The organism is Kribbella sp. NPDC050470 (genome assembly GCF_044458365.1).
Lineage (GTDB): Bacteria > Actinomycetota > Actinomycetes > Propionibacteriales > Kribbellaceae > Kribbella.
Genome location: NZ_JBITHV010000010.1, coordinates 164,136 through 183,886, shown reverse-complemented (window position 1 = coordinate 183,886; position 19,751 = coordinate 164,136). Strand labels below are relative to the sequence as shown.

The 19,751-nt window shown below is 69.8% G+C and carries 16 protein-coding genes; 14 read left to right on the top strand and 2 right to left on the bottom strand.

Features of this window, described 5'->3' with window-relative positions; all coding sequences use genetic code 11:
* Positions 1 to 55: 55 nt before the first annotated feature.
* The 12 genes from ACIBGM_RS30065 to ACIBGM_RS30010 all read left to right on the top strand — a co-directional run bounded on the left by ACIBGM_RS30065 (position 56) and on the right by ACIBGM_RS30010 (position 15,485).
* Positions 56 to 1,642: an ABC transporter substrate-binding protein gene (locus ACIBGM_RS30065; protein ID WP_360524122.1), complete on the top strand. Its 1,587-nt coding sequence runs from the start codon at positions 56 to 58 to the stop codon at positions 1,640 to 1,642.
* Positions 1,642 to 3,018 carry a M14 family zinc carboxypeptidase gene (locus ACIBGM_RS30060; RefSeq protein ID WP_360524118.1) on the top strand — a complete coding sequence of 459 codons (1,377 nt, stop codon included), beginning with the start codon at positions 1,642 to 1,644 and terminating at the stop codon, positions 3,016 to 3,018. Before ACIBGM_RS30065 ends, ACIBGM_RS30060 begins: the two co-directional genes overlap by 1 nt.
* On the top strand, positions 3,018 to 3,944 hold the full coding sequence (locus ACIBGM_RS30055; protein WP_396387423.1) for an ABC transporter permease: 927 nt from the start codon (positions 3,018 to 3,020) through the stop codon (positions 3,942 to 3,944). The genes ACIBGM_RS30060 and ACIBGM_RS30055 overlap by 1 nt, the downstream gene beginning before the upstream one ends.
* Entirely contained in the window at positions 3,937 to 4,818 is an 882-nt protein-coding gene (locus ACIBGM_RS30050) for an ABC transporter permease (RefSeq protein ID WP_396387422.1), read from the top strand. The genes ACIBGM_RS30055 and ACIBGM_RS30050 overlap by 8 nt, the downstream gene beginning before the upstream one ends.
* The gene (locus tag ACIBGM_RS30045) at positions 4,819 to 6,273 is read left to right on the top strand and encodes a serine hydrolase domain-containing protein (RefSeq protein WP_396387421.1); all 1,455 of its coding nucleotides are present in this window, start codon (positions 4,819 to 4,821) and stop codon (positions 6,271 to 6,273) included.
* Complete coding sequence (locus ACIBGM_RS30040) at positions 6,273 to 6,776, top strand: GbsR/MarR family transcriptional regulator (protein ID WP_396387420.1); 504 nt, start codon at positions 6,273 to 6,275, stop codon at positions 6,774 to 6,776. The genes ACIBGM_RS30045 and ACIBGM_RS30040 overlap by 1 nt, the downstream gene beginning before the upstream one ends.
* 115 nt (positions 6,777 to 6,891) lie before the next feature.
* Complete coding sequence (locus tag ACIBGM_RS30035) at positions 6,892 to 8,520, top strand: ABC transporter ATP-binding protein (protein ID WP_360524103.1); 1,629 nt, start codon at positions 6,892 to 6,894, stop codon at positions 8,518 to 8,520.
* A 158-nt stretch (positions 8,521 to 8,678) separates the two neighbouring features.
* Positions 8,679 to 10,352: a methylmalonyl-CoA mutase family protein gene (locus ACIBGM_RS30030; RefSeq protein WP_360524100.1), complete on the top strand. Its 1,674-nt coding sequence runs from the start codon at positions 8,679 to 8,681 to the stop codon at positions 10,350 to 10,352.
* 76 nt (positions 10,353 to 10,428) lie between these two features.
* Positions 10,429 to 12,102 carry an NAD-binding protein gene (locus ACIBGM_RS30025; protein ID WP_396387419.1) on the top strand — a complete coding sequence of 558 codons (1,674 nt, stop codon included), beginning with the start codon at positions 10,429 to 10,431 and terminating at the stop codon, positions 12,100 to 12,102.
* A 25-nt stretch (positions 12,103 to 12,127) separates the two neighbouring features.
* Positions 12,128 to 13,075: a tetratricopeptide repeat protein gene (locus tag ACIBGM_RS30020; RefSeq protein ID WP_396387418.1), complete on the top strand. Its 948-nt coding sequence runs from the start codon at positions 12,128 to 12,130 to the stop codon at positions 13,073 to 13,075.
* A 120-nt stretch (positions 13,076 to 13,195) separates the two neighbouring features.
* A complete protein-coding gene (locus ACIBGM_RS30015; RefSeq protein ID WP_360524091.1) occupies positions 13,196 to 14,080 on the top strand; it encodes a MurR/RpiR family transcriptional regulator in 885 nt (294 codons plus the stop codon).
* Between the two features lie 31 nt (positions 14,081 to 14,111).
* Complete coding sequence (locus ACIBGM_RS30010) at positions 14,112 to 15,485, top strand: hypothetical protein (protein WP_396387417.1); 1,374 nt, start codon at positions 14,112 to 14,114, stop codon at positions 15,483 to 15,485.
* On the opposite strand, the gene ACIBGM_RS30005 is transcribed toward ACIBGM_RS30010, so the two are convergent.
* Positions 15,466 to 16,644 carry a citrate/2-methylcitrate synthase gene (locus ACIBGM_RS30005; RefSeq protein WP_396387416.1) on the bottom strand — a complete coding sequence of 393 codons (1,179 nt, stop codon included), beginning with the start codon at positions 16,642 to 16,644 and terminating at the stop codon, positions 15,466 to 15,468. The genes ACIBGM_RS30010 and ACIBGM_RS30005 overlap by 20 nt on opposite strands.
* Before the next feature lie 73 nt (positions 16,645 to 16,717).
* Here ACIBGM_RS30005 and ACIBGM_RS30000 point away from each other — a divergent pair, with 73 nt between their 5' ends.
* Entirely contained in the window at positions 16,718 to 17,863 is a 1,146-nt protein-coding gene (locus tag ACIBGM_RS30000; RefSeq protein WP_396387415.1) for a citrate/2-methylcitrate synthase, read from the top strand.
* Here ACIBGM_RS30000 and ACIBGM_RS29995 read toward each other — a convergent pair.
* Positions 17,850 to 19,289 (bottom strand): flavin-containing monooxygenase, encoded by a 1,440-nt coding sequence (locus ACIBGM_RS29995; protein WP_396387414.1) that lies wholly within the window; start codon positions 19,287 to 19,289, stop codon positions 17,850 to 17,852. The genes ACIBGM_RS30000 and ACIBGM_RS29995 overlap by 14 nt on opposite strands.
* Positions 19,290 to 19,377: 88 nt before the next feature.
* On the opposite strand from ACIBGM_RS29995, the gene ACIBGM_RS29990 reads away from it, so the two are divergent.
* On the top strand, positions 19,378 to 19,746 hold the full coding sequence (locus ACIBGM_RS29990) for an alpha-isopropylmalate synthase regulatory domain-containing protein (RefSeq protein ID WP_396387412.1): 369 nt from the start codon (positions 19,378 to 19,380) through the stop codon (positions 19,744 to 19,746).
* Positions 19,747 to 19,751 lie beyond the last annotated feature (5 nt).

Genomic DNA, 19,751 nt, shown 5'->3' with positions numbered 1-19,751 from the left:
AGGATCGGGAGAACCCGGCCGGCCCCCACGGCCGCGAAGTCCCCTGGAGGACCCCATGAAGCGTGTTGCTGCCGTTCTCCTCGCCGGCGCCCTCGCGGTCACCGGCTGCTCCGGAGGCGGGTCCGGCGGGTCGGCCGAGAGCGGGACCAGAGCGATCTCGTACGCCGTCGACGACCCGGTGACCCTGAACCCGGGCCGGCAGACGATCGCGTTCCCGCAGGTCAGGGCGCTGTTCTCGGGCCTCACCTTCGTCAAGGCCGACGGTTCGCTGACCTACCTGAACGCCGAGTCGGTGAAGTCCACCGACGCGGTGCACTGGACCATCAAGCTGCGCCCGGGCTGGACCTTCCACAACGGCGAGAAGGTGACCGCCGAGAGCTACGTGAAGGCCTGGAACACCGTCGCCTACGGCCCGAACGCCTGGGAGAACAGCGGCCAGCTGGTCAACATCGCCGGGTACGACGCCCTCAATCCGGCCAGTGGCAAGCCCACGACCACCCAGATGTCCGGCCTCGAGGTGGTCGACGAGCTGACCTTCACCGTCACGCTGAAGAGCCCCGACGGCCAGTTCCCGACCCAGCTGTCCCAGGCGCAGACCGGGTTCTTCCCGCTGCCCGAGGCGGCGTACGCCGACCTCGACGGGTTCGGGAAGAAGCCGGTCGGCAACGGCCCGTTCGAGATCGTCGACAGCTACCGGGAGAACGAGCCGGTGACGGTCAAGGCGTACGCGAACTACCAGGGCCCGAAGCCGAGTGTCGACGAGATCTCCTTCAAGCCCTACACCGACATGACGACTGCCTACACCGACGTCCAGGCCGGCAACACCGACATCCTGTTCGTGCCGGCCAGCCGGATGGCGCAGGTGAAGAAGGACTTCGGCGACCGCGCCTACGTCTTCCAGGGCCTCGGCATGAACTACCTCGGCCTGCCGCTGTACGATAAGCGCTACGCCGACGTCCGGGTCCGGCAGGCGATCTCGATGGCGATCGACCGCAAGGCCGTCAGCGACGTGATCTACGGCGGCATCTGGGAACCGGCCAGCGCGCTGACCCCGCCGGGCGAGCCGGGCACCCCGACCGGTCTCTGCGGGGAGCTCTGCACCTTCAACCCCACGAAGGCCAAGCAGTTGCTGGCCGACGCCGGCGGCTTCTCCGGAAAGATGGAGATCCGGTACCCGGGCGGTGCGGGCCTCGACGACCTGTACAACGCCTACGCCAACCAGCTCCGGCAGAACCTCGGGATCAAGGACGTCACCGCGACCCCGACGACCGACTTCCCCGAGTTCCAGAAGCTGCGCACCGAGAAGAAGCTCACCGGACCGTACTTCTCCCGCTGGGGCGCGCTCTACGCCAGCCAGCAGAACACTCTGCGGTCCTTCTACACCAAGGCAGGCGGCTGCACGAACTGCATCCCGTACTACACCCCGGAGGTCGAGCAGTTGCTCGCGAAGGCCGACGCGCAGGTCGACCAGCAGAAGGCGATCGAGGGGTACGTCGAGGTGCAGAAGGCGATCCTGAAGGACTTCCCGGCGCCGCCGATGTTCTTCGAGAAGTACGCCTACGCCACCTCGGACCGGATCGCGAAGCTGTCCGAGGGCGCCGGCGCCGTCGAGCTCGAGAACACCACCCTGGCGGACAGTTGATGAAGGCAACCGACGGCGGCCCGCTCCGGGAGATCCTGGAGCGGGCCCACCGCGTCCCCGACCTCGACCACTTCCCGGGTGCCGACGAGATCGCGGACCGGCTGGACGAGCTTGCAGGCAACCACCCCGGCCTGGTGACCAAGCGCCGGATAGGGACGTCGCGACTCGGCGAGCCGATCACGATGTACTCCGTCGGCGATGGTCCCGACCAGGCGCTCGTCTACGCCGGCGTGCACCCGAACGAGCCGATCGGGTTCTGGACCGCGATCCAGCTCGCCGAGGACCTGGTCGCCGACCCGGACCTGCGCGCCGGGTGCCGCTGGAACATCATCGGCTGCATCGACCCCGACGGGACCCGGCTGAACGAGGGCTGGTTCGACGGCCGGTTCAACCGGGTGCACTACGGCGAACACTTCTACCGCCCGGCGCCGGCCGAGCAGGTCGAGTGGTCGTTCCCGTTCCAGTACAAGGACGCCTACTTCGACCAGGTGATGCCCGAGGCGTTCGCGCTGATGCGGGTGATCGACGAGCTGAAACCGGTGATCGCGGCCTCGCTGCACAACACCGAGCTCGGCGGCGTGTACTACTACGTCACCAGGGACATCGAGGGCTTCGTCGACGAGTTGCACGCCATCGCCGCGTCCTTCGATCTGCCGCTCGATCTCGGTGAGCCCGAGACGCCCGTCGCCCGTCCGCTCGGCCCGGCGGTGTTCGAGATGATCTCCGCCAAGGCGTCGTACGACTATGCCGAGCGGCTGGGGCTGCCGACGCCGAACGAGGCCGGCAGCTCGTCGGCCGCCTACGCGGAACGCCATGGCACGGTGAGCCTGGTCGCCGAGCTGCCGTACTGGACGCATCCGGCGGTCGACGACGAGACGGAGACGGACTCGCCGTACCAGCAGGTGCTGATGAATGCGGCGGACGAGCTCGAGAAGGACCTGCTGGTGATCGACGACGTCTTCCAGGCGGCGCGGCCGTACCTGTCGGACGACTCACAGCTGGTCCGGGCGGTCGCGTCGTTCATGCCGTACCTGCTCAGGCGGCCGGATCGCGAACGGCGGCGGGCCGAGGACCTCGACCCGGCCCGGCGCGCGACGGTCGCGGAGGTCTTCGGCCTGTTCGACATCAACCGCTCCTTCCGGCTGCGGTACGGCGGAATGCTCGTCCGCGCCATCGACGGCGAGATCGCCCGAGGCAGCGCGCACGCGGCGCTGCACCCGCTCGGCCGGCGACTGCGGGAGTCCTACCGCGAGTGGCAGGACGAGGCCGCGACACTCGACCAGGACCTGCGGACCGTCCCGATCAAGCACCTCGTCGGGGTCCAGTACGCCGCCACGCTCGCCCTGCTGAACGCCGTACGGCGAGAGGCGGGCTGATGCTGCGCTTCACGATCAGGCGGCTCGTCGAGCTCGTGCTGGTGTTCTTCGGCGTCACGTTCGCGATCTACGCCGCCGTCTTCGCGTTGCCCGGCGACCCGATCTCGAGCCTCGGTGGCGACCAGCCGTTGTCGCCGGCGGTCGTCGAGCGGATCCGGGAGCTGTACCACCTGAACGACCCGCTCTGGTCGCAGTACCTGCGCTATCTCGGCAACCTGGTGACCGGCGACCTCGGCGTCGACTTCCGCGGCCGCTCGGTGGCCGAGCGGCTGGCGGACCGCTGGCCGGTGACGATCCGGCTGGCGCTGACGGCATGGGTGATCCAGGTGGTCCTTGGCGTCGGCCTCGGCTTGCTGGCCGGGCTGCGGAAGAACACCTGGATCGACCGCGGCGTGCTGATCATGACCATCCTGATCACCTCGGTGCCGATCTTCGTGATGGCGGTGACGGCGCAGCTGGTGTTCGGCGTGAAGCTGTCGCTGTTCCCGATCGCAGGCGTCAACGACGGCTGGCCCGGCTCGTATTTGCTGCCGGCAACGGTTCTCGCGATCTACGGCCTGGCCGCGGTCGCCCGGCTGACGCGGGGGAGCGTGGTCGAGACGATGAGCTCGGACTTCGTCCGGGCGCTGTGGGCGAAGGGCCTGACCCGGCGCCGCGTCATCGGTGTGCACGTCCTGCGGAACTCGTCGATCCCGGTGCTGACCTACCTGGCCATCGACCTCGGCGCGTTGCTCGGCGGTGCCGTGGTGACCGAGGGGATCTTCAACCTGCCGGGGGTCGGCCAACTGCTGTTCCAGTCGATCCGGGTGCACGAGGGACCGACCGTGGTCGGGATCGCGACCGCGCTGATCCTGATCTTCCTGGTCACCAGCGTGGTCGTCGACCTGCTCAACTCGCTGCTCGATCCGAGGATCCGCCATGACTGATCAGGTACTCGCGCAGTCCGTCGAAGAGGACGCGCTGGCCGGTCGCGGTGTCTGGGCGACTGTCCGCCGCCGGGTGCTGTTCTGGGTGCCGCTGACGGTGCTCGTCGTACTCGTCCTGCTCGCCTTGTTCCCGGGCCTGTTCAGCCAGGTGGATCCGCGGGCGTGCGACATCTCCGCGAGCGCGCGTCCGTCGTCGCCGGGACACCTGTTCGGCCAGGATCTGCAGGGGTGTGACGTGTACGCGAACGTCGTGCACGGCGCCCGCGCGTCGTTGTCGGTCGGCCTGTTCTGCACGCTGATCGCGCTCGCCATCGCCGTGCTGATCGGGACCGTGGCCGGGTACGTCGGCGGCTGGACGGACTCGGTGCTGGCCCGGCTCACCGACGTGTTCCTCGGCTTCCCGTTCCTGCTCGGCGCGATCGTCGTACTGAACAGCCTCGGTGAGCGCTCGGTGCTGTCAGTCTCGCTCGTTCTCGCCCTGTTCTCCTGGCCGGCGCTGGCCCGGATGGTCCGTACGACGGTCCGCGCGACGAGGGACGCCGAGTACGTCCAGGCCGCGAAGGCGATGGGGTTCCCGGTCAGCCGGATCCTCACCCACTACGTGCTGCCGAACTCGATCGGCCCGGTGCTCGCGGTTGCCACGCTGACCGTCGGCGGTGTCATCGTCGCCGAGTCCACCCTGACCTTCCTCGGCCTCGGGCTGCGGGCGCCGTCGATCTCGTGGGGCCTGCAACTGGCCACCGCGCAGTCGCGGTTCCAGCAGGCACCGCACACTTTGATCTATCCGGGCATCTTCCTCGCCGCGACCGTACTGAGCCTGATCACCCTCGGCGACGTGCTGCGCGACGCGGTGAACCCGAAGGGACGCTCCTGAATGACCACCCACCACAGAACGGACGCCGCCTTGCTCGACATCCACACCGCCCGGGAAGCCGCACCCGCCCTGCAGAGCTGGCTCGAGTACCAGCGCAACTACTTCCGCACGCCGGGCGTGCAGGCCGCTGTGCGCGTCGGCGACGAGGTGGTGCTGTCGACCGCGCTCGGCTTCAGCGACGAGGTCGCCGGGACGCCGCTGCGCACCGACCACCTGTTCCGGATCGCCTCGCACTCGAAGACCTTCACCGCGAGCTCGATCCTGCAGCTCGTCGAGCAGGGCAAGGTCCGGCTGGACGACCCGGTCGACTCGTACGTCGCGGAGCTTGCCGGCAGCGCACTCGGCCCGGTCACCGTGCGGGAGCTGCTCGGCCACCAGGGCGGCGTGATCCGCGACGGTGTGGACAAGGACTACTGGCAGCTGATGGACCACTTCCCGGACCGGGAGGCGCTGATCGCGCTGTGCGTGTCCGACGGCCAGGTCTTCGAGCGCAACGAGCACTTCAAGTACACCAACATCGGCTACTCGCTGCTCGGCCTGGTGATCGAGTCCGCGAGCGGCCTGTCGTACGGCGACTACGTCGAGGCCAACATCACCAGCCGGCTCGGCCTGACCAACACCGGCGCGGAGTGGGACCCGCAGCGCGCCGGTGAGTACGCCGCCGGCCACACCGGTCTGCTCGACGGCGTCGACGTACGCGAGACCATCCCGCACGTCGACACCCGCGCCATGGCCGCGGCCACCGGCTTCTACTCCACCGCCGAGGACCTGACGACGTACGGCGCCGCGCACTACTTCGGCGCCGAGCAGTTGCTGACCGACGCGAGCAAGCGGCTGGTGCAGCGCGACGAGAGCCTGATCAACGCCCACGGCAACGAGATCGGGCGCTACGGGCTGGGCATGGACATCGTCAAGGTCGGCGACCGGCGGCTGGTCGGCCATAGCGGCGGGTACCCGGGCCACATCACCCGCACGTTCATCGATCCCGTCGACCAGCTCGTGGTGTCCGTGCTGACCAACTGCATCGGCGGCCCGGCCGGGACGCTTGCGACCGGCGTGGTGAAGCTGCTCGACCTGGCGGCGAAGCCTCCGGCAGGCACCGCGGTCCCGAGCGACATCGACGGGCGCCGGTTCTGCGGGACGTTCGCGAGCCTGATGGGCGTGGTCAGCATCGCGCTGCTCGGCGGCCGGCTGGTCGCGTACTTCCCGGCCGCGCCGGACCCGGTCGAGAGCTACGAGGAGCTCCAGGTCATCGACGAGGACACGCTGGCCGTGGTGCCTGCCGCCGGTTTCGGCTCGAGTGGCGAGAAGGTGGAGTACACCTGGGACGCCGACGGGCAGCCGTCGCACGTCCGGTACGGCGGGGTGTCCCGCTGGCCGGTCGAGGCGTTCCGGGCCCGGCGGTCGGCCCAGATCGCGGCCGCCGACGTGCACGAGCTGGCGAGGAGGTCGTGATGGTCGACGACGATGCGTGGGAAGAGGACTCACGGCGGGTCGACTTCGTCGAGCAGTTCGCGCTGATCCGGGAGCTCGCGGGGTCGCCGCGGATGGAGGGCCGCGTGCTCGGCTACCTGATGGTGAGCAACAAGCCGTACGTGTCGTCGGCCGAGCTGGCCCGGGCGCTGGCGGCGAGTGCCGGCTCGATCTCGAGCACGACCCGCCGGCTGATCGACCTCGGGTTCATCGCGCGGCACGCCGTACCCGGGGACCGGAACCACTACTTCAAGGTCGAGGACGACATCTGGGGCAGCTTCCTGGCCGGTGAGCGGCGGTCGCTGGGCAAGCAGCAACAGCTGTTCTCGGACATGCTCGACGAGCTGCCCGACGACATGCCGGGTCCGCGCAAGCGGCTGCGGTACGCGCGCAACTACTTCGAGTGGCTGACGTCGTACCACCGCAAAATGCTCGCCGACTGGCAGGAGTACCGCGACAAACTGGACGCCAAGGAGGGCGAGTGACTCTGTTGAATGCCGCGCTGCCGCGCGGCGGGTCATGGGGCTGGAACTCCCGGCCTTCCCTCGTCACTCCAGTCGCTTCGCTCCCTCCGCTCCTCAGTCCAGGCCGGGAGGCCCCATGACCGGCGTCCTGCGCTTCGAGGACTTGACCGTCGACTTCACCGTTGGCGGTACGACGCAGCGTGCGGTGGATCGGGTGAGTTTCGAGGTCCGGCCGGGCGAGGTGCTCGCGGTCGTCGGGGAGTCGGGGTCGGGCAAGAGCGTCACTTCGCTGGCCGCGCTCGGGCTGCTGCCGTCGAACGCGACCGTCGGCGGGCGGATCGTGTTCGGCGGCGAGGACGTGCTGTCGATGTCGAAGGCCGAGCTGACCGCGTTGCGCGGCCGGCGGATCGCGATGATCTTCCAGGACCCGGTCGGCGCGCTCGACCCGGTGTTCACGATCGGGTCGCAGTTGGTCGAGATGATCCGGGCGCACCAGCCCGGGCTGTCCCGTTCCGAGGCGCAGGCTCGCGCTGTCGAGCTGCTGCAGCTGGTCGAGATCCCCGAGTCGCGGCTGAAGTACTACCCGCACCAGCTGTCCGGCGGGCAGTGCCAACGGGTGATGATCGCGATCGCGGTCGCCTGCGACCCGGAGCTGCTGATCGCGGACGAGCCGACCACGGCGCTCGACGTGACCGTCCAGCAGGAGGTGCTCGACGTACTGCTCGCGATGCGGTCGAAGATCTCCGGCTCGATCATGATCATCACCCACGACATGGGCGTGGTCGCCGACGTGGCGGACCGGGTCGTTGTCATGCGCAAGGGTTCGGTGGTCGAGACCGCGGGCGTGCACGAGCTGTTCGACCGGCCGTCGCAGCCGTACACGCGGGCGCTCCTCGATGCCGTCCCGCGGGGCGGAGTGCGCGACGACGCCAAGCCGGTCGACGTCGTCCGCGAAGTGCCTGCGCTGGTGATCGACGATCTCGTCGTCGAGTACCGCGGTCGCCGGGGCCGCACGGTCCGCGCGGTCGACCACGTCGATCTCGTCCTCACGCCCGGCGAGATCACCGGGCTGGTGGGGGAGTCGGGGTCGGGGAAGTCCACGATCGGCAAGTCGGTGCTCGGGCTCGCCCCGATCACGAGCGGCGAGGTCAGGGTGGCCGGGCAGGCGTTGTCGTCGGCGTCGTCCGCCGTACTGCGGCAGACGCGGTCGCGGATCGGGGTGGTGTTCCAGAACCCGGCCGGCTCGCTGAACCCGCGGGCCACGATCGGGCAGTCGATCGGTGAGCCGCTGGCCGTGCATCGCGGCGTCCGGGGTGCGGAGTTGCGCGGGCGGGTCGAGGAGTTGCTGGACAGTGTCGAGCTGCCGCCGGCGTGGGCCGGCCGGTATCCGCACGAGCTGTCCGGAGGCCAACGGCAGCGGGTCTCGATCGCCCGGGCGATCTCACTGGACCCGGCGTTGCTGATCGCCGACGAGCCGACCTCGGCGCTCGACGTCTCCGTCCAGGCGACCGTGCTGGAGCTGTTCCGCTCGATCCAGGAGCGCCTGCACTTCGCCTGCCTGTTCATCAGCCACGACCTCGCCGTGGTCGACCAGGTCTGCGACCGGGTCGCCGTGATGAGCCGCGGCACGCTCGTCGAGCAGGGCCCGCGGGAGTCGGTCCTGCGCAACCCGCAGGACCCCTACACGACCCGCCTCCTGCAGGCCGCGCCCGTCCCGGATCCGCGCGAGCAGTCGCGCCGGCGAGGGTTGCGGCTGGCTGGGTAGAGGCCGGACGCCCAGGCCATCACAACCCGCTACTCCGCACCGGGGCCCGCGGCGGCGCGCCGTTGGCGCGCGATTGTGATGGCTTGGCAGACCGCCCGCGGTTGGAAATAGTTGGACGTCCTAGTATTTTGGGACCAGTTCCCGAGGAGGTCTGACTGATGGATGCCGAGCAGATCGCCGCCGGCCGGAGCCGGTGGCAGCAGCGGTACGACGCCGCACGCAAGCGGGAGGCGGACTTCACCACGCTCTCCGGTACCGAGGTCGCGCCCGTCTACGGACCGCCCGAGGGGGTCGACGACCCGCGGATGGAGCGGATCGGCTGGCCGGGGGAGTTCCCGTTCACCCGCGGCCTGTACCCGACCGGTTACCGCGGCCGGACCTGGACGATCCGGCAGTTCGCCGGCTTCGGCAACGCCGAGCAGACCAACGAGCGCTACAAGATGATCCTGAACGGCGGTGGCGGCGGCCTGTCGGTCGCCTTCGACATGCCGACGCTGATGGGCCGCGACTCCGACGACCCGAAGTCGCTCGGCGAGGTCGGCCACTGCGGCGTCGCGATCGACTCCGCCGCCGACATGGACCGGCTGTTCAAGGACATCCCGCTGCAGGACGTCACCACCTCGATGACGATCTCCGGCCCCGCCGTACCGGCGTTCGTGATGTACCTGGTCGCGGCCGAGCGGCAGGGCGCCGACCTGACCAAGCTCAACGGGACGCTGCAGACCGACATCTTCAAGGAGTACATCGCGCAGAAGGAGTGGCTGTTCCCGCCGGAGCCGCACCTGCGCCTGATCGGCGACCTGATGGAGTACTGCGCGACCACCATCCCGGCGTACAAGCCGCTCAGCGTCTCCGGGTACCACATCCGCGAGGCCGGCTCGACGGCCGCGCAGGAGCTGGCCTACACGCTCGCCGACGGGTTCGGGTACGTCGAGCTCGGGCTGTCGCGGGGGCTCGACGTCGACGTGTTCGCGCCCGGCCTGTCGTTCTTCTTCGACAGCCACCTGGACTTCTTCGAGGAGATCGCGAAGTTCCGCGCGGCCCGGCGGATCTGGGCCCGCTGGCTGCGGGACGTGTACGGCGCGCGCACCGAGAAGGCGCAGTCGTTGCGCTTCCACACCCAGACCGCGGGCGTGTCACTGACCGCCCAGCAGCCGTACAACAACGTCGTACGGACCGCGGTCGAGGCGCTCGCTGCCGTGCTGGGCGGGACGAACTCGCTGCACACCAACGCGCTCGACGAGACGCTCGCGCTGCCGACCGCGGAGTCGGCCGAGATCGCGCTGCGCACCCAGTCGGTGCTGATGGAAGAGGTCGGCGTGACCAACGTCGCCGACCCGCTCGGCGGCTCCTGGTACGTCGAGGCGCTCACCGACGCGATCGAGGCCGAGGCCGAGGAGATCTTTGCCCGGATCAAGGAGATGAGCCCGGACGGCTCGATGACCGGCGGCATCCTGCGCGGCATCGAGGACGGCTGGTTCATGGCCGAGATCGCCGACGCCGCGTTCGAGTACCAGCAGAAGCTGGAGAAGGGCGAAAAGAAGATCGTCGGGGTGAACACCCTGACCGACACGGTCTCCGGTGAGCTGTCCATCCTCCGGGTCAGCCACGAGGTCGAGATCGAGCAGTGCCGGGTGCTCGCGGCGCGCAAGGCGCACCGCGACGAGGACCGCGTCCGTCGTACGCTAGCCGCGCTGGTCGAGGCGGCCAGAGGGACCGGCAACCTCATCGAACCCATGCTGGAGGCGGCGCGTGCGGAGGCCACGATGGGGGAAATCTGTCACGTTCTTCGGGAACTCTGGGGCGAGTACCGAGAGCCCGCCCGCTTCTGAGGAGGCGCCGGCAGAATCCACCACCGACACTCGGCCCACCACCGCAACGGCCACCGCGTCGCTCGACGAGCGGAGCGTGGTCGTCTGCGGTTCGGACCGCACGATGCTGCGGGTCGTCACCGAGTTGGTCGGCTCCGGCGAGCAGGTCACCGCGATCGTCAACCCGGCGTCCCGGCACTACGAACGGATCGGTGAGCTCGGCGCGAACGTGCTCGGCGTCCGCGTGATCAGCGAGGCGTTGCTGCGGCGGGCCGGTGTCGACGCGAAGGACGGCAAGCCGTCGACCGCGCGCGCCCTGGTGCTGCTGGACAACGACGACGTGCACAACGTCCACACTGCGCTGACTGCGCGGGACATGGATCCGGACCTGCGCATCGTCGTACAGATGGTCAATCCTCGGCTGGGTGCGCAGTTGCACAGCCTGCTCGGGGACTGCGTGGTGATCTCGGGGCCGTCGCTCGCGGCGCCGGCGTTCGTGTCGGACGCGTTGGAGGACGACGAGCTGACCTGGCTCGACCTCGGCGGTCGCCGGTTGGTCGCGGGTCAGGCGGACCTGATCCGGGATCCGCATCTCGCCGTACTCGCCGACACCACGTCGTCGGCGACCCCGGAGTTGTTGCCGGCCTTCAGCGACGACCCGACCGGCGACATCGTGCTCGGCACCGGCGTCCGCAGCGTCTGGCGGACCAAGGACGTACGACGGGCCGGCTGGCTGATGGCGATGCGCGACGTCTTCGACCGCCGGGTACGGCGGATCGCCGCGGTGATGACGTTCCTCGTGGTCAGCGGGACGGTGCTGACCCACTACATCGCGAACCCGAACATCGACTGGTGGCGGGCGCTCTACCTGGCCGCCGGCGCCGTGACGTCGGCGGGGATCGAGGACGAAGCGTTCTCCAGCGCGGAGCCGTGGGCCAAGGTGGCCGCGGTCCTGGTGCAGCTGACCGGCATCGTGCTGATGGCGCTGCTGACCGCGGTCGTCGTCGACTCGTTGATCGGGGCCAGGCTGTCGCGGGTGATCGGCGGCGTGCGCGGCCGGCCGCGCAACCATGTCGTCGTCTGCGGTCTCGGCACGGTCGGTGCGCGCGTGCTCGAGATCCTGGCCGAGCGTGGTGTCGCGGTGGTCGGGGTCGAGCACGACGAGGACGCGCCCGGCGTACAGACGGCACATCGGTTGCGGATCCCGGTGGTGATCGGGGACAGCAGCAACGAAGAGACGCTGCGGTCGGCCGGCGCCCAGCGGGCTCAGTCGGTGCTGGCGATCACCAACGGCGACATCACCAACCTGGAGTCCGCGATGGTCGTCCGCGACCTGAACCCGGAGGCGCGGATCACGATGCGGATGTTCGACCACGACCTGGCCCAGCGGGTCGAGCGACGACTCGGACTCGGGCACAGCCGGTCGGTGTCGATGCTGGTCGCGCCGGCGATCGCGGCGGCGGTGGCGAACCGGCGCAGCCAGGTCACCGTGCCGGCCGGTCGCCGCGTCCTGCTGCTCACCGAGGTCACCGTGGAGCCGGGGTCGGTCGCAGGCGGGCTGCGGCTGGGCGAGCTGGACGAGGCGGGCGGCCTGCGGGTCCTGGCCCGCCAGGACGGGACCACCTGGGACTGGTCCCCTTCGGTGAAGGGCGAGGTGCTCCGCCCGGGCGACCGGATCGCCGTCGCAGGCACCCGCAGCGGCCTGGCTCGCCTGCTCCTGGCGACCCGGGCGCAGCAGCCTTCAGGCGCGTCGGGGAGGATGGACCCGTGAACGTGAACGGAATGCGAGGGCAGTCGTGAGTCAGTCGAACTTCTCCCGTCCCGGGGCGATCGATCTGTCGTCCCTGCGCAGGCCTCCGGCGCCGGGTGGTCCCGCCGCGCCGGGTGCTCCGGCCGGTGCGCCGCCCGCTGGCGGCCCCGCGGGCTCGTACGTGCTGAACGTGAGCGAGCCGACCTTCCAGGCCGACGTGATCGAGCAGTCGCTCCAGGTCCCGGTGGTGGTCGAGTTCTGGTCGCCGCGGTCCCAGGCGTCGACCGCGCTCAGCCAGATGCTGGCCCGGCTCGCCACCGAGTACGCCGGCAAGTTCCTGTTGGCGCGGATCGACATCGACGCGAACCCGCAGCTGGCCCAGGCGGTCGGTGTGCAGTCGGTTCCGCTGGTGATCGCCGTACTGCGGGGTCAGGTGGTCCCGCTGTTCCAGGGCGCGCCCGCGGAGGCGGAGGTGCGGCAGTACTTCGACCAGCTGCTCCAGGTGGCGGTCGCGAACGGCATCACCGGCCGCGCCGACCCGGTCGGCCCGGCCGCGGAAGCGCCGGAGGAGGACGAGCCGGCGCCGAACCCGCGGTACGAGGCCGCGGAGAACGCGGTCGGCGCAGGTGACCTGGACGGCGCGATCGCGGCGTACGAGGAGCTGCTGAAGGAGACCCCGAACGACGCCGAGGCGAAGTCCGGCCTGGCCCGGGTCCAGCTGGTCAAGCGCACTCAGGACGTCCCGGCGGACGTCCGGACCCGCGCGGCCGACAACCCCGAGGACGTCGAGGCGCAGCAGCTCGTCGCCGATGTCGACCTCATGGGCGGTCACGTCGAGGACGCCTTCAACCGGCTGATCAAGACCATCCAGGTGACCGCCGGCGACGAGCGCAACGCCGTCCGGCTGCACCTGCTGGAGCTCTTCGAGGTCGTCGGCGCCGACGACGAGCGCGTGGTCAAGGCTCGCCGGCGGTTGATGGCTGCCTTGTTCTGACGTTCGGGCTTGCGATCGACCCCCTCGGCCTCGGTGGCCGAGGGGGTCTTTTCGTGTGTCCGGTCCCGGCCGGGTGTGAACTCTTGCAATTCTCGTTCCCCCGGTTTGAGAATTATTCACATGAGCATCAGCGTTGCGGTCGCGTCGCCCCGCCTGGAAGCCCGGATCAACGGGTTGCTGCCGGCGCTCAGCCCGGCCCAGGCCCGGATCGCGACCGAGGTCCTGCGTGACCCGGCCGGCGTCGCGTCGTCCACGATCGGCCAGCTCGCCGCCCGCTGTGGGACGTCGCTGCCGAGCGTGACCCGGTTCTGCCTCGCGCTCGGGCTGTCCGGGTACGCCGAGCTCCGGCTGGCCCTCGCGGCCGAGACCGGACGGACGAGCAGCAGCTGGGAGCGGGGGACCGGCGCCGAGGTCGGGCCGGACGACTCGCTGGACGACGTACTGCGCACCCTGCTGCAGGCCGACACCCGCGCGCTCGAGGACACGGTCGCGTCGATCGACGTGGGCGCGCTCGGCCGGGCGGTGCAGGCGATCTCGGACGCGCGGCGGATCGACATGTACGCCGTGTCGGGGTCGGCGTCGGTCGCCGAGGACCTGCGGTTGCGGCTGCACCGGATCGACCGCGCGGCCAGCACGTGGAGCGACGTGCACAACGCGTTGACGAGTGCGGCCCTGCTCGGACCCGGGGATGTCGCGATCGGCATCTCGCACAGCGGCGAGACGGTCGAGGTGCTGGAGCCGTTGCAGCGCGCCGGGCGTGGCGGTGCGACGACTGTTGCCGTGACCAACTATCCGCGGTCGCCGCTGGCGTTGTGCGCGGACGTCGTACTGCTGACTGCTGCTCGTGACGTCACGTTCCGGACCGGCGGGATGTCGGCCCGCCATGTCCAGATGCTCGTGCTCGACGCCCTCTATCTCGGGGTTGCGCAACGCGACTACCCGCTGGCCGAACAGGCCTTCGACGCGACGGCCGAGGCGGTCGCGTCGCATCGCAAACGGCCCTGAGCTTTCGTCCCACCCGCCCGTGAGGAGAACCATGCAGAGCCCCCATCGCATCCTTGGTCCCAGCCGTCGCGCCTTGCTGCTCGGCGCCGGAGCCAGCGCCCTGACCGCCGCCACCTCATCCGCCGCTTCAGCTGCCGGCACCGCCGCTGGTGGCGCGGCCGCTGCCGTTGCTGCGATTCCTTCGCCCGGCGACCTGCCGCTGACCGGTGGGCCGGAGTTCCCGATCGGGTTGTTCTGGCCGCCGCACCCGTACGCGAGCACCGCCGAGCGGTACGCCGAGATCAAGGCGGCCGGCTTCGACTTCGTCATCTCCGGCAACTACGCCGGCGACGGCAACATCTTCCAGTACCAGCTCGGCCTGGCCCGCACCGCCGGGCTGCAGATGCTGATCTCGGACGACATCCAGATCCGGAACATGTCCCGCTGGTTCTCGATCTCGGACAACCCGGCCGACTTCCTCAGCGTCACCCCGGCGGAGGCGCAGGCGCTCTACATCCGCGCCCGGGACGCCTACGGCCCGTTCTCGTCGCTGGCCGGTTTCAACCTGTACGACGAGCCGGGCGCCGGCTGGTTCGGCACGCTGGCGCGCGCGGTCGCGGTGTCCCGTGAGCTGGCTCCGCAGCTGCTGCCGTACATCAACCTCTTCCCATCCGACGACCCGGCGTACTACCGCAGCTTCGTCGACGTGGTCAAGCCGTCGCTGATCTCGTTCGACCGGTACCCGCTGCTGTCCGGGGGGCGCGAGGACGGGAACTACTTCCACAACTGGGCGATCGTCCGCGACGCCGCCCTGCACGGCGACATCCCGTCCTGGGTGTTCATCCAGACCCTTGCCTACGACAACCATCGGGAGCCGACCGCGGCCGAGCTGCTCTGGCAGGTCAACATCAGCCTGGCCTACGGCGCGAAGGGCATCCAGTACTTCACCTACTGGACTCCGGAGGCGGCGCGTGGCGAAGGATTCGGGCCGGCGCTGATCACCGTCGACGGTCGCCGAACACCCCGGTACGCCGCTGCGCGCACGGTCAACACCACCTGGCTCCATCAGGTCGGGCGGGAGCTCAAGCCGCTCGTGTCGGAGTCCGTCGTGCACGCCAACGAGACGCCGCTGCCGAACGGGACGGTCGGGTTCACGCCAACCGGGTTGATCTCCGAGGTCTCCGGATCAGCTGCGGTGCTGGGGACGTTCGCGGCGCGGGACGGCTCGGCCGATCGGTGGGTGCTGGTCGCCAACCGCTCGCACACTCTCGAAGCTCGGACCACGGTCACGCCGAACGTGGGTGGCGTCGCTTCGGTCGGAGTCTTCGACCCCCGCACCCAGACCTATGCCCCTCGCAGCGTCAAGCCGATCCCGCTCAAGCTGGCGCCCGGCGCGGCCACCCTGCTCAAGCTTCAAGCCCGCTGACCCCGGTGTAGACGCCGAGAGCCCGGAACCGCAGAGCCGGCGCCGCGTACTCCTCCAGCGCGTGCGCGGTCCAACCGACGATCCGCGCGAGCGCGAACAACGCGTCGCCGGCATCTGCCCGGAACTCGAAGGCGTGCATCATCGCGGCGATGGCCAGATCGCTGTTCGGGAAGGCCGGCAGCCGCGCGCTGAGCACCTGGATCGTCTCCACGATCGGGTGATCGCCGAGCAGGCTCAGCAATACCTCGGCGCGCGGATCGCGGCCCTGGTAGATCCGGTGCCCGAAGCCGGGCACCGGCTCACCCGACCGGAGCTGGTCGGACAACGCCCGCAGCGGATCCCGCTGCGCCTTGGCGAGAAACTCGTACGCCAACGTCGGCGCCGCACCGTGGTACTGCCCGTCCAAGGCGCCAAGCCCAGCCGACACCACCGCATACAGATTCGCCCGAGCACTAGCCGCCACCCGAGCCGCAACCGTCGACACCGCCAGCCCATGATCAGCCAGCAAAATCAACGCAGCGTCCAGCACCTCCGGCCCTTCCGAAGACGGCGGGGGTTGCCGGGACAGCTTTGGCCATAGGCGGGCGCCGAGCGAGCGCTCGGCTACGACTGGCCCGGGGAGTGCGGCGACCAGGACGCCGATCAGCTGCTCCGCGGCCCCAACCACCGACTGTGGTGTGAGGTCGAACCGCAGGGGATCAGCAGCCCCCAGCGCGGCGACCGCGACCCGCAGCCGGTCCGTCAGCCGCGCCGTGTCCGGCAGCACGTTCATCGCGGACCTGGCCAGCAGCACCGAGTCCCGCGACACGGCGAACGGCGGCCGATCGGTCAGCTCACCGGTCCACAGCAGGTGCGCCACCGCCTCGACCGTCTGGCTGGTCGCGAGCTCGCGCGCCGAATGCCCGCGGTAGTACAGCTCGTCGTCCTTCAACAACGTCAGCTCGGACTCGATCTGCTCGACCACCCCGGAGTGCTCCACCGACCTGCTCGCCAGCCGCTCGACGTCTGCCGCCGCGAACAAGCTGCCGCGCCGCCCCCGAGCCCGCACACTCGTCAGCACCCCGCGGCTCACGTACGCATAGATCGTCTCCGGCTTCACCTTCAGCCGCCGGGCGACCTCCGCCGTCGTCAGGTAATTCTCGTCACTCTGCGGGCCCATCCAGCGCTCCTCCGAGCTTCACATTGACTGGATCAATATTGACAATCATTGATCACCTGTCAACTCTGAAGATATGTCAACCACGATCAATGTTCCGCCCGGTCTGCGCAACGTCGTCGTCACCGAGACGACCCTCGGCGACGTCCGCGGTGACGAGGGGTTCTACCACTACCGCCAGTACTCGGCGATCGACCTCGCCAAGTCGAAGACGCTCGAAGACGTCTGGTTCTTGATGTTCGAGGGCCGCCTCCCGACCGCGGCCGAGCGCGACCACTTCGTCGCCGAGTTGGCGCCACTGCGGGTGCTCCCGGACGAGGTTCGCGCCGTACTGCCCGCGATCGCGTCCGCCGGCCCGGTGTTCAACCCGCTGGCCGGTCTCCGCACCGTCCTGTCGCTCCTGGCCGCCGTACGGCGTCTCCCGCCGCTGTGGGACGCGGATCCGGTACGGCGGAAGGCCGACGCGATGCTGGTCTGCGCAGTGACGCCGACGATCCTGGCCGCGCTGTACCGCCTCCGGGAGGGGCAGGAGCCGCTGGAGCCGCGCGCCGACCTCAACGCCGCGGCGAACTGGCTCTATCTGGTGAGCGGTGTCGAGCCGACCGCCGTACAGTCCGCCGCGATCGAGCACTACCTCGTCGCCACGGTTGACCACGGGTTCAACGCGTCGACGTTCACCGCCCGGGTGATCGCGTCGACCGGCGCCGACGTGGTGTCCGCCATCGCCGGGGCGATCGGGGCCTTCTCCGGTCCGCTGCACGGCGGCGCGCCGGACCGCGCGCTGGCCAGCCTGGACGAGATCGGCAGCCCGGACCGGATCGACGCCTGGGTGCGCGCCAAGGTGTCGGCGGGGGACCGGATCATGGGCTTCGGGCACGCGGTCTACCGGACCGAGGACCCGCGCTCGCTGATGCTGCGCGACATCGCCCGCGGCCTGGGCGGGGACCTGGTGGACTTCGCCACCACGGTCGAGCAGCGCATCGTCGACGTACTCGCCGAGCTCAAGCCCGGCCGCAACCTCTACGCCAACGTGGAGTTCTACGCCGGCGTGGTGATGGAGCTCTGCGGTCTGCCGCGCGCGATGTTCACCCCGACCTTCGCCGTCAGCCGCGTCATCGGCTGGTCCGCCAACATCCTCGAGCAGTCCACCGACCCCAAGATCATCCGTCCCATCGCGACGTACGTCGGCCCCCAGCCGCCGGTCCCAGTCACGCAGGCTTGAAGTGCATGGCCTCGTCCGTGATCGGGCCGAAGCGCAGCAGGACCAGGTCGCGGGGGTAGTTCTGGCGGAGGCGCCACGGGCCGTGGCTGCCTTGGCGGGGGAGGATGGACGCGGCGCGCTGGATGTAGCCGGAGGAGAGGTCGACGACCGGGCGGCGCGGGGCGTCGTACTCGGACTGGTCGATCTCGGGCACGCAGATGCTCGTGCCGGTGGCGGTCAGGTGGTTGAGCAGGCGGCAGACGTACTGCGACGTCAGGTCCGAGCGAAGGGTCCAGGAGTTGTTGGTGTAGCCGATGCACCAGGCGAGGTTCGGTACGCCGCTCAGCATCATCCCCTTGTAGACGAACGTGTCGTGTGGGTCCACCGCCCGCCCGTCGATTTTCAGCTGGATCTTGCCCAGTGCAACCATGCGCAGTCCGGTCGCGGTGACGACCACATCGGCCGCGAGCTCCTGGCCGGACCGCAGTCGCAGACCGGTCGGCGTGAAGGTCTCGATCTCGTCGGTGACCACAGTGGCCGAGCCCTTGCGCAGTACCTTGAACAGGTCCGCGTCCGGGACCAGGCACAGCCGCTGGTCCCAGGGCTTGTAGCGCGGGGTGAAGTGCGGATCCGCAGGGATCGACTCCGGCAGTTGCTTGGCCACTGTGCTGTTCAGGAACCGCGCGGCATGCGCCGGCCACCGCCGGAACGCGCTGTAGACCGCGGAGCTGAAGGCAACGTTCTTGCCCCGGATCAACCGGTGCGCAAGCTTCTCCGGCAGTACGGCGCGCAGCCGGTCCGACAACGCGTCGTGGGCCGGTCTCGACGCGACGTAGCTCGGTGAGCGCTGCAGCATCGTCACGTGCTCCGCCGTACTCGCCATGGCCGGCACGAGCGTCACAGCCGTTGCGCCGCTGCCGATCACGACCACTCGCTTGCCCGAGTAGTCCAGGTCCTCCGGCCATTGCTGCGGATGCACCACCTGGCCCTGGAACTCACTCTGCCCCGGGAAGTCGACCACATAGCCCGACTCGTAGTCGTAGTACCCGCTGCAGACGTAGAGGAACGAGCACGTGTACGACGCCTTGGTCGTCTCGACAGTCCACTGCGCATCCGCCGACGACCACGACGCCCGTACGACGCGCTCGCCGAACCGGATGTGCTCGTCGATGCCGTAGGCAGCCGCAGTCTCGTGCAGATACTCCAGGATCGACGGCCCGTCGGCGATCGCCTTGGCCGCCTTCCACGGATGGAACGGAAACCCCAGCGTGAACATGTCCGAGTCCGACCGCACCCCCGGATACCGAAACAGATCCCAGGTCCCCCCGATGCTGTCCCGAGCCTCCAGAATCGCGTACGACCGCCCCGGACTCTGCGTCTGAAGCCGGTACCCGGCCCCGATCCCGGACAACCCGGCCCCCACGACAAGCACGTCCAAGTGCTCCACGAAAAGCCTCCCGGGCCGCGGTGTTGAGTACCTGGTCAACAGTACGGGAAGGAGTACCCTGGCGTTGCTGGACATCGAGGGGGATCGCATGACGTCCAACAGCTGGCGGCTCGACGCCATCACGTACTCCGGGGGCACGCAGGACGGGCCGCGCGCCACCGTGCAGCTCTCCCGGTCCGGAGAACCTGTGCATGCCGAGGGGGCGGGCACCGGGCTGATCGACGCGGTATGCAGTTCGATCTCGCAGGCAACCGGCGTGGAGGCACGGGTAGTCGCGTTCCGGGCGTACTCGGTCGGCCCGGGCAGCGAGGCGGTCGGAGAGGTCGAGCTCGAGGTCGAGCTGCCGCGCCGCAGGGTTGCGGTCCGGGCGTCGTCCACCGATGTCGTGGAGGCCGCCGGGCTGGCGCTGGTCGCGGCCCTGAACCAGTACAACGCAGAGCGGCCGCCACGAGGCTGAGCCCC

Coding starts and splice junctions, on each gene's coding strand:
- ACIBGM_RS30040 (WP_396387420.1), top strand. CDS start 6,273: ATGGTCGACGACGATGCGTGGGAAGAGGACTCACGGCGGGTCGACTTC.
- ACIBGM_RS30015 (WP_360524091.1), top strand. CDS start 13,196: ATGAGCATCAGCGTTGCGGTCGCGTCGCCCCGCCTGGAAGCCCGGATC.
- ACIBGM_RS30050 (WP_396387422.1), top strand. CDS start 3,937: ATGACTGATCAGGTACTCGCGCAGTCCGTCGAAGAGGACGCGCTGGCC.
- ACIBGM_RS30060 (WP_360524118.1), top strand. CDS start 1,642: ATGAAGGCAACCGACGGCGGCCCGCTCCGGGAGATCCTGGAGCGGGCC.
- ACIBGM_RS29990 (WP_396387412.1), top strand. CDS start 19,378: ATGACGTCCAACAGCTGGCGGCTCGACGCCATCACGTACTCCGGGGGC.
- ACIBGM_RS30030 (WP_360524100.1), top strand. CDS start 8,679: ATGGATGCCGAGCAGATCGCCGCCGGCCGGAGCCGGTGGCAGCAGCGG.
- ACIBGM_RS30010 (WP_396387417.1), top strand. CDS start 14,112: ATGCAGAGCCCCCATCGCATCCTTGGTCCCAGCCGTCGCGCCTTGCTG.
- ACIBGM_RS30035 (WP_360524103.1), top strand. CDS start 6,892: ATGACCGGCGTCCTGCGCTTCGAGGACTTGACCGTCGACTTCACCGTT.
- ACIBGM_RS30065 (WP_360524122.1), top strand. CDS start 56: ATGAAGCGTGTTGCTGCCGTTCTCCTCGCCGGCGCCCTCGCGGTCACC.
- ACIBGM_RS30045 (WP_396387421.1), top strand. CDS start 4,819: ATGACCACCCACCACAGAACGGACGCCGCCTTGCTCGACATCCACACC.
- ACIBGM_RS30000 (WP_396387415.1), top strand. CDS start 16,718: ATGTCAACCACGATCAATGTTCCGCCCGGTCTGCGCAACGTCGTCGTC.
- ACIBGM_RS30005 (WP_396387416.1), bottom strand. CDS start 16,644: ATGGGCCCGCAGAGTGACGAGAATTACCTGACGACGGCGGAGGTCGCC.
- ACIBGM_RS30055 (WP_396387423.1), top strand. CDS start 3,018: ATGCTGCGCTTCACGATCAGGCGGCTCGTCGAGCTCGTGCTGGTGTTC.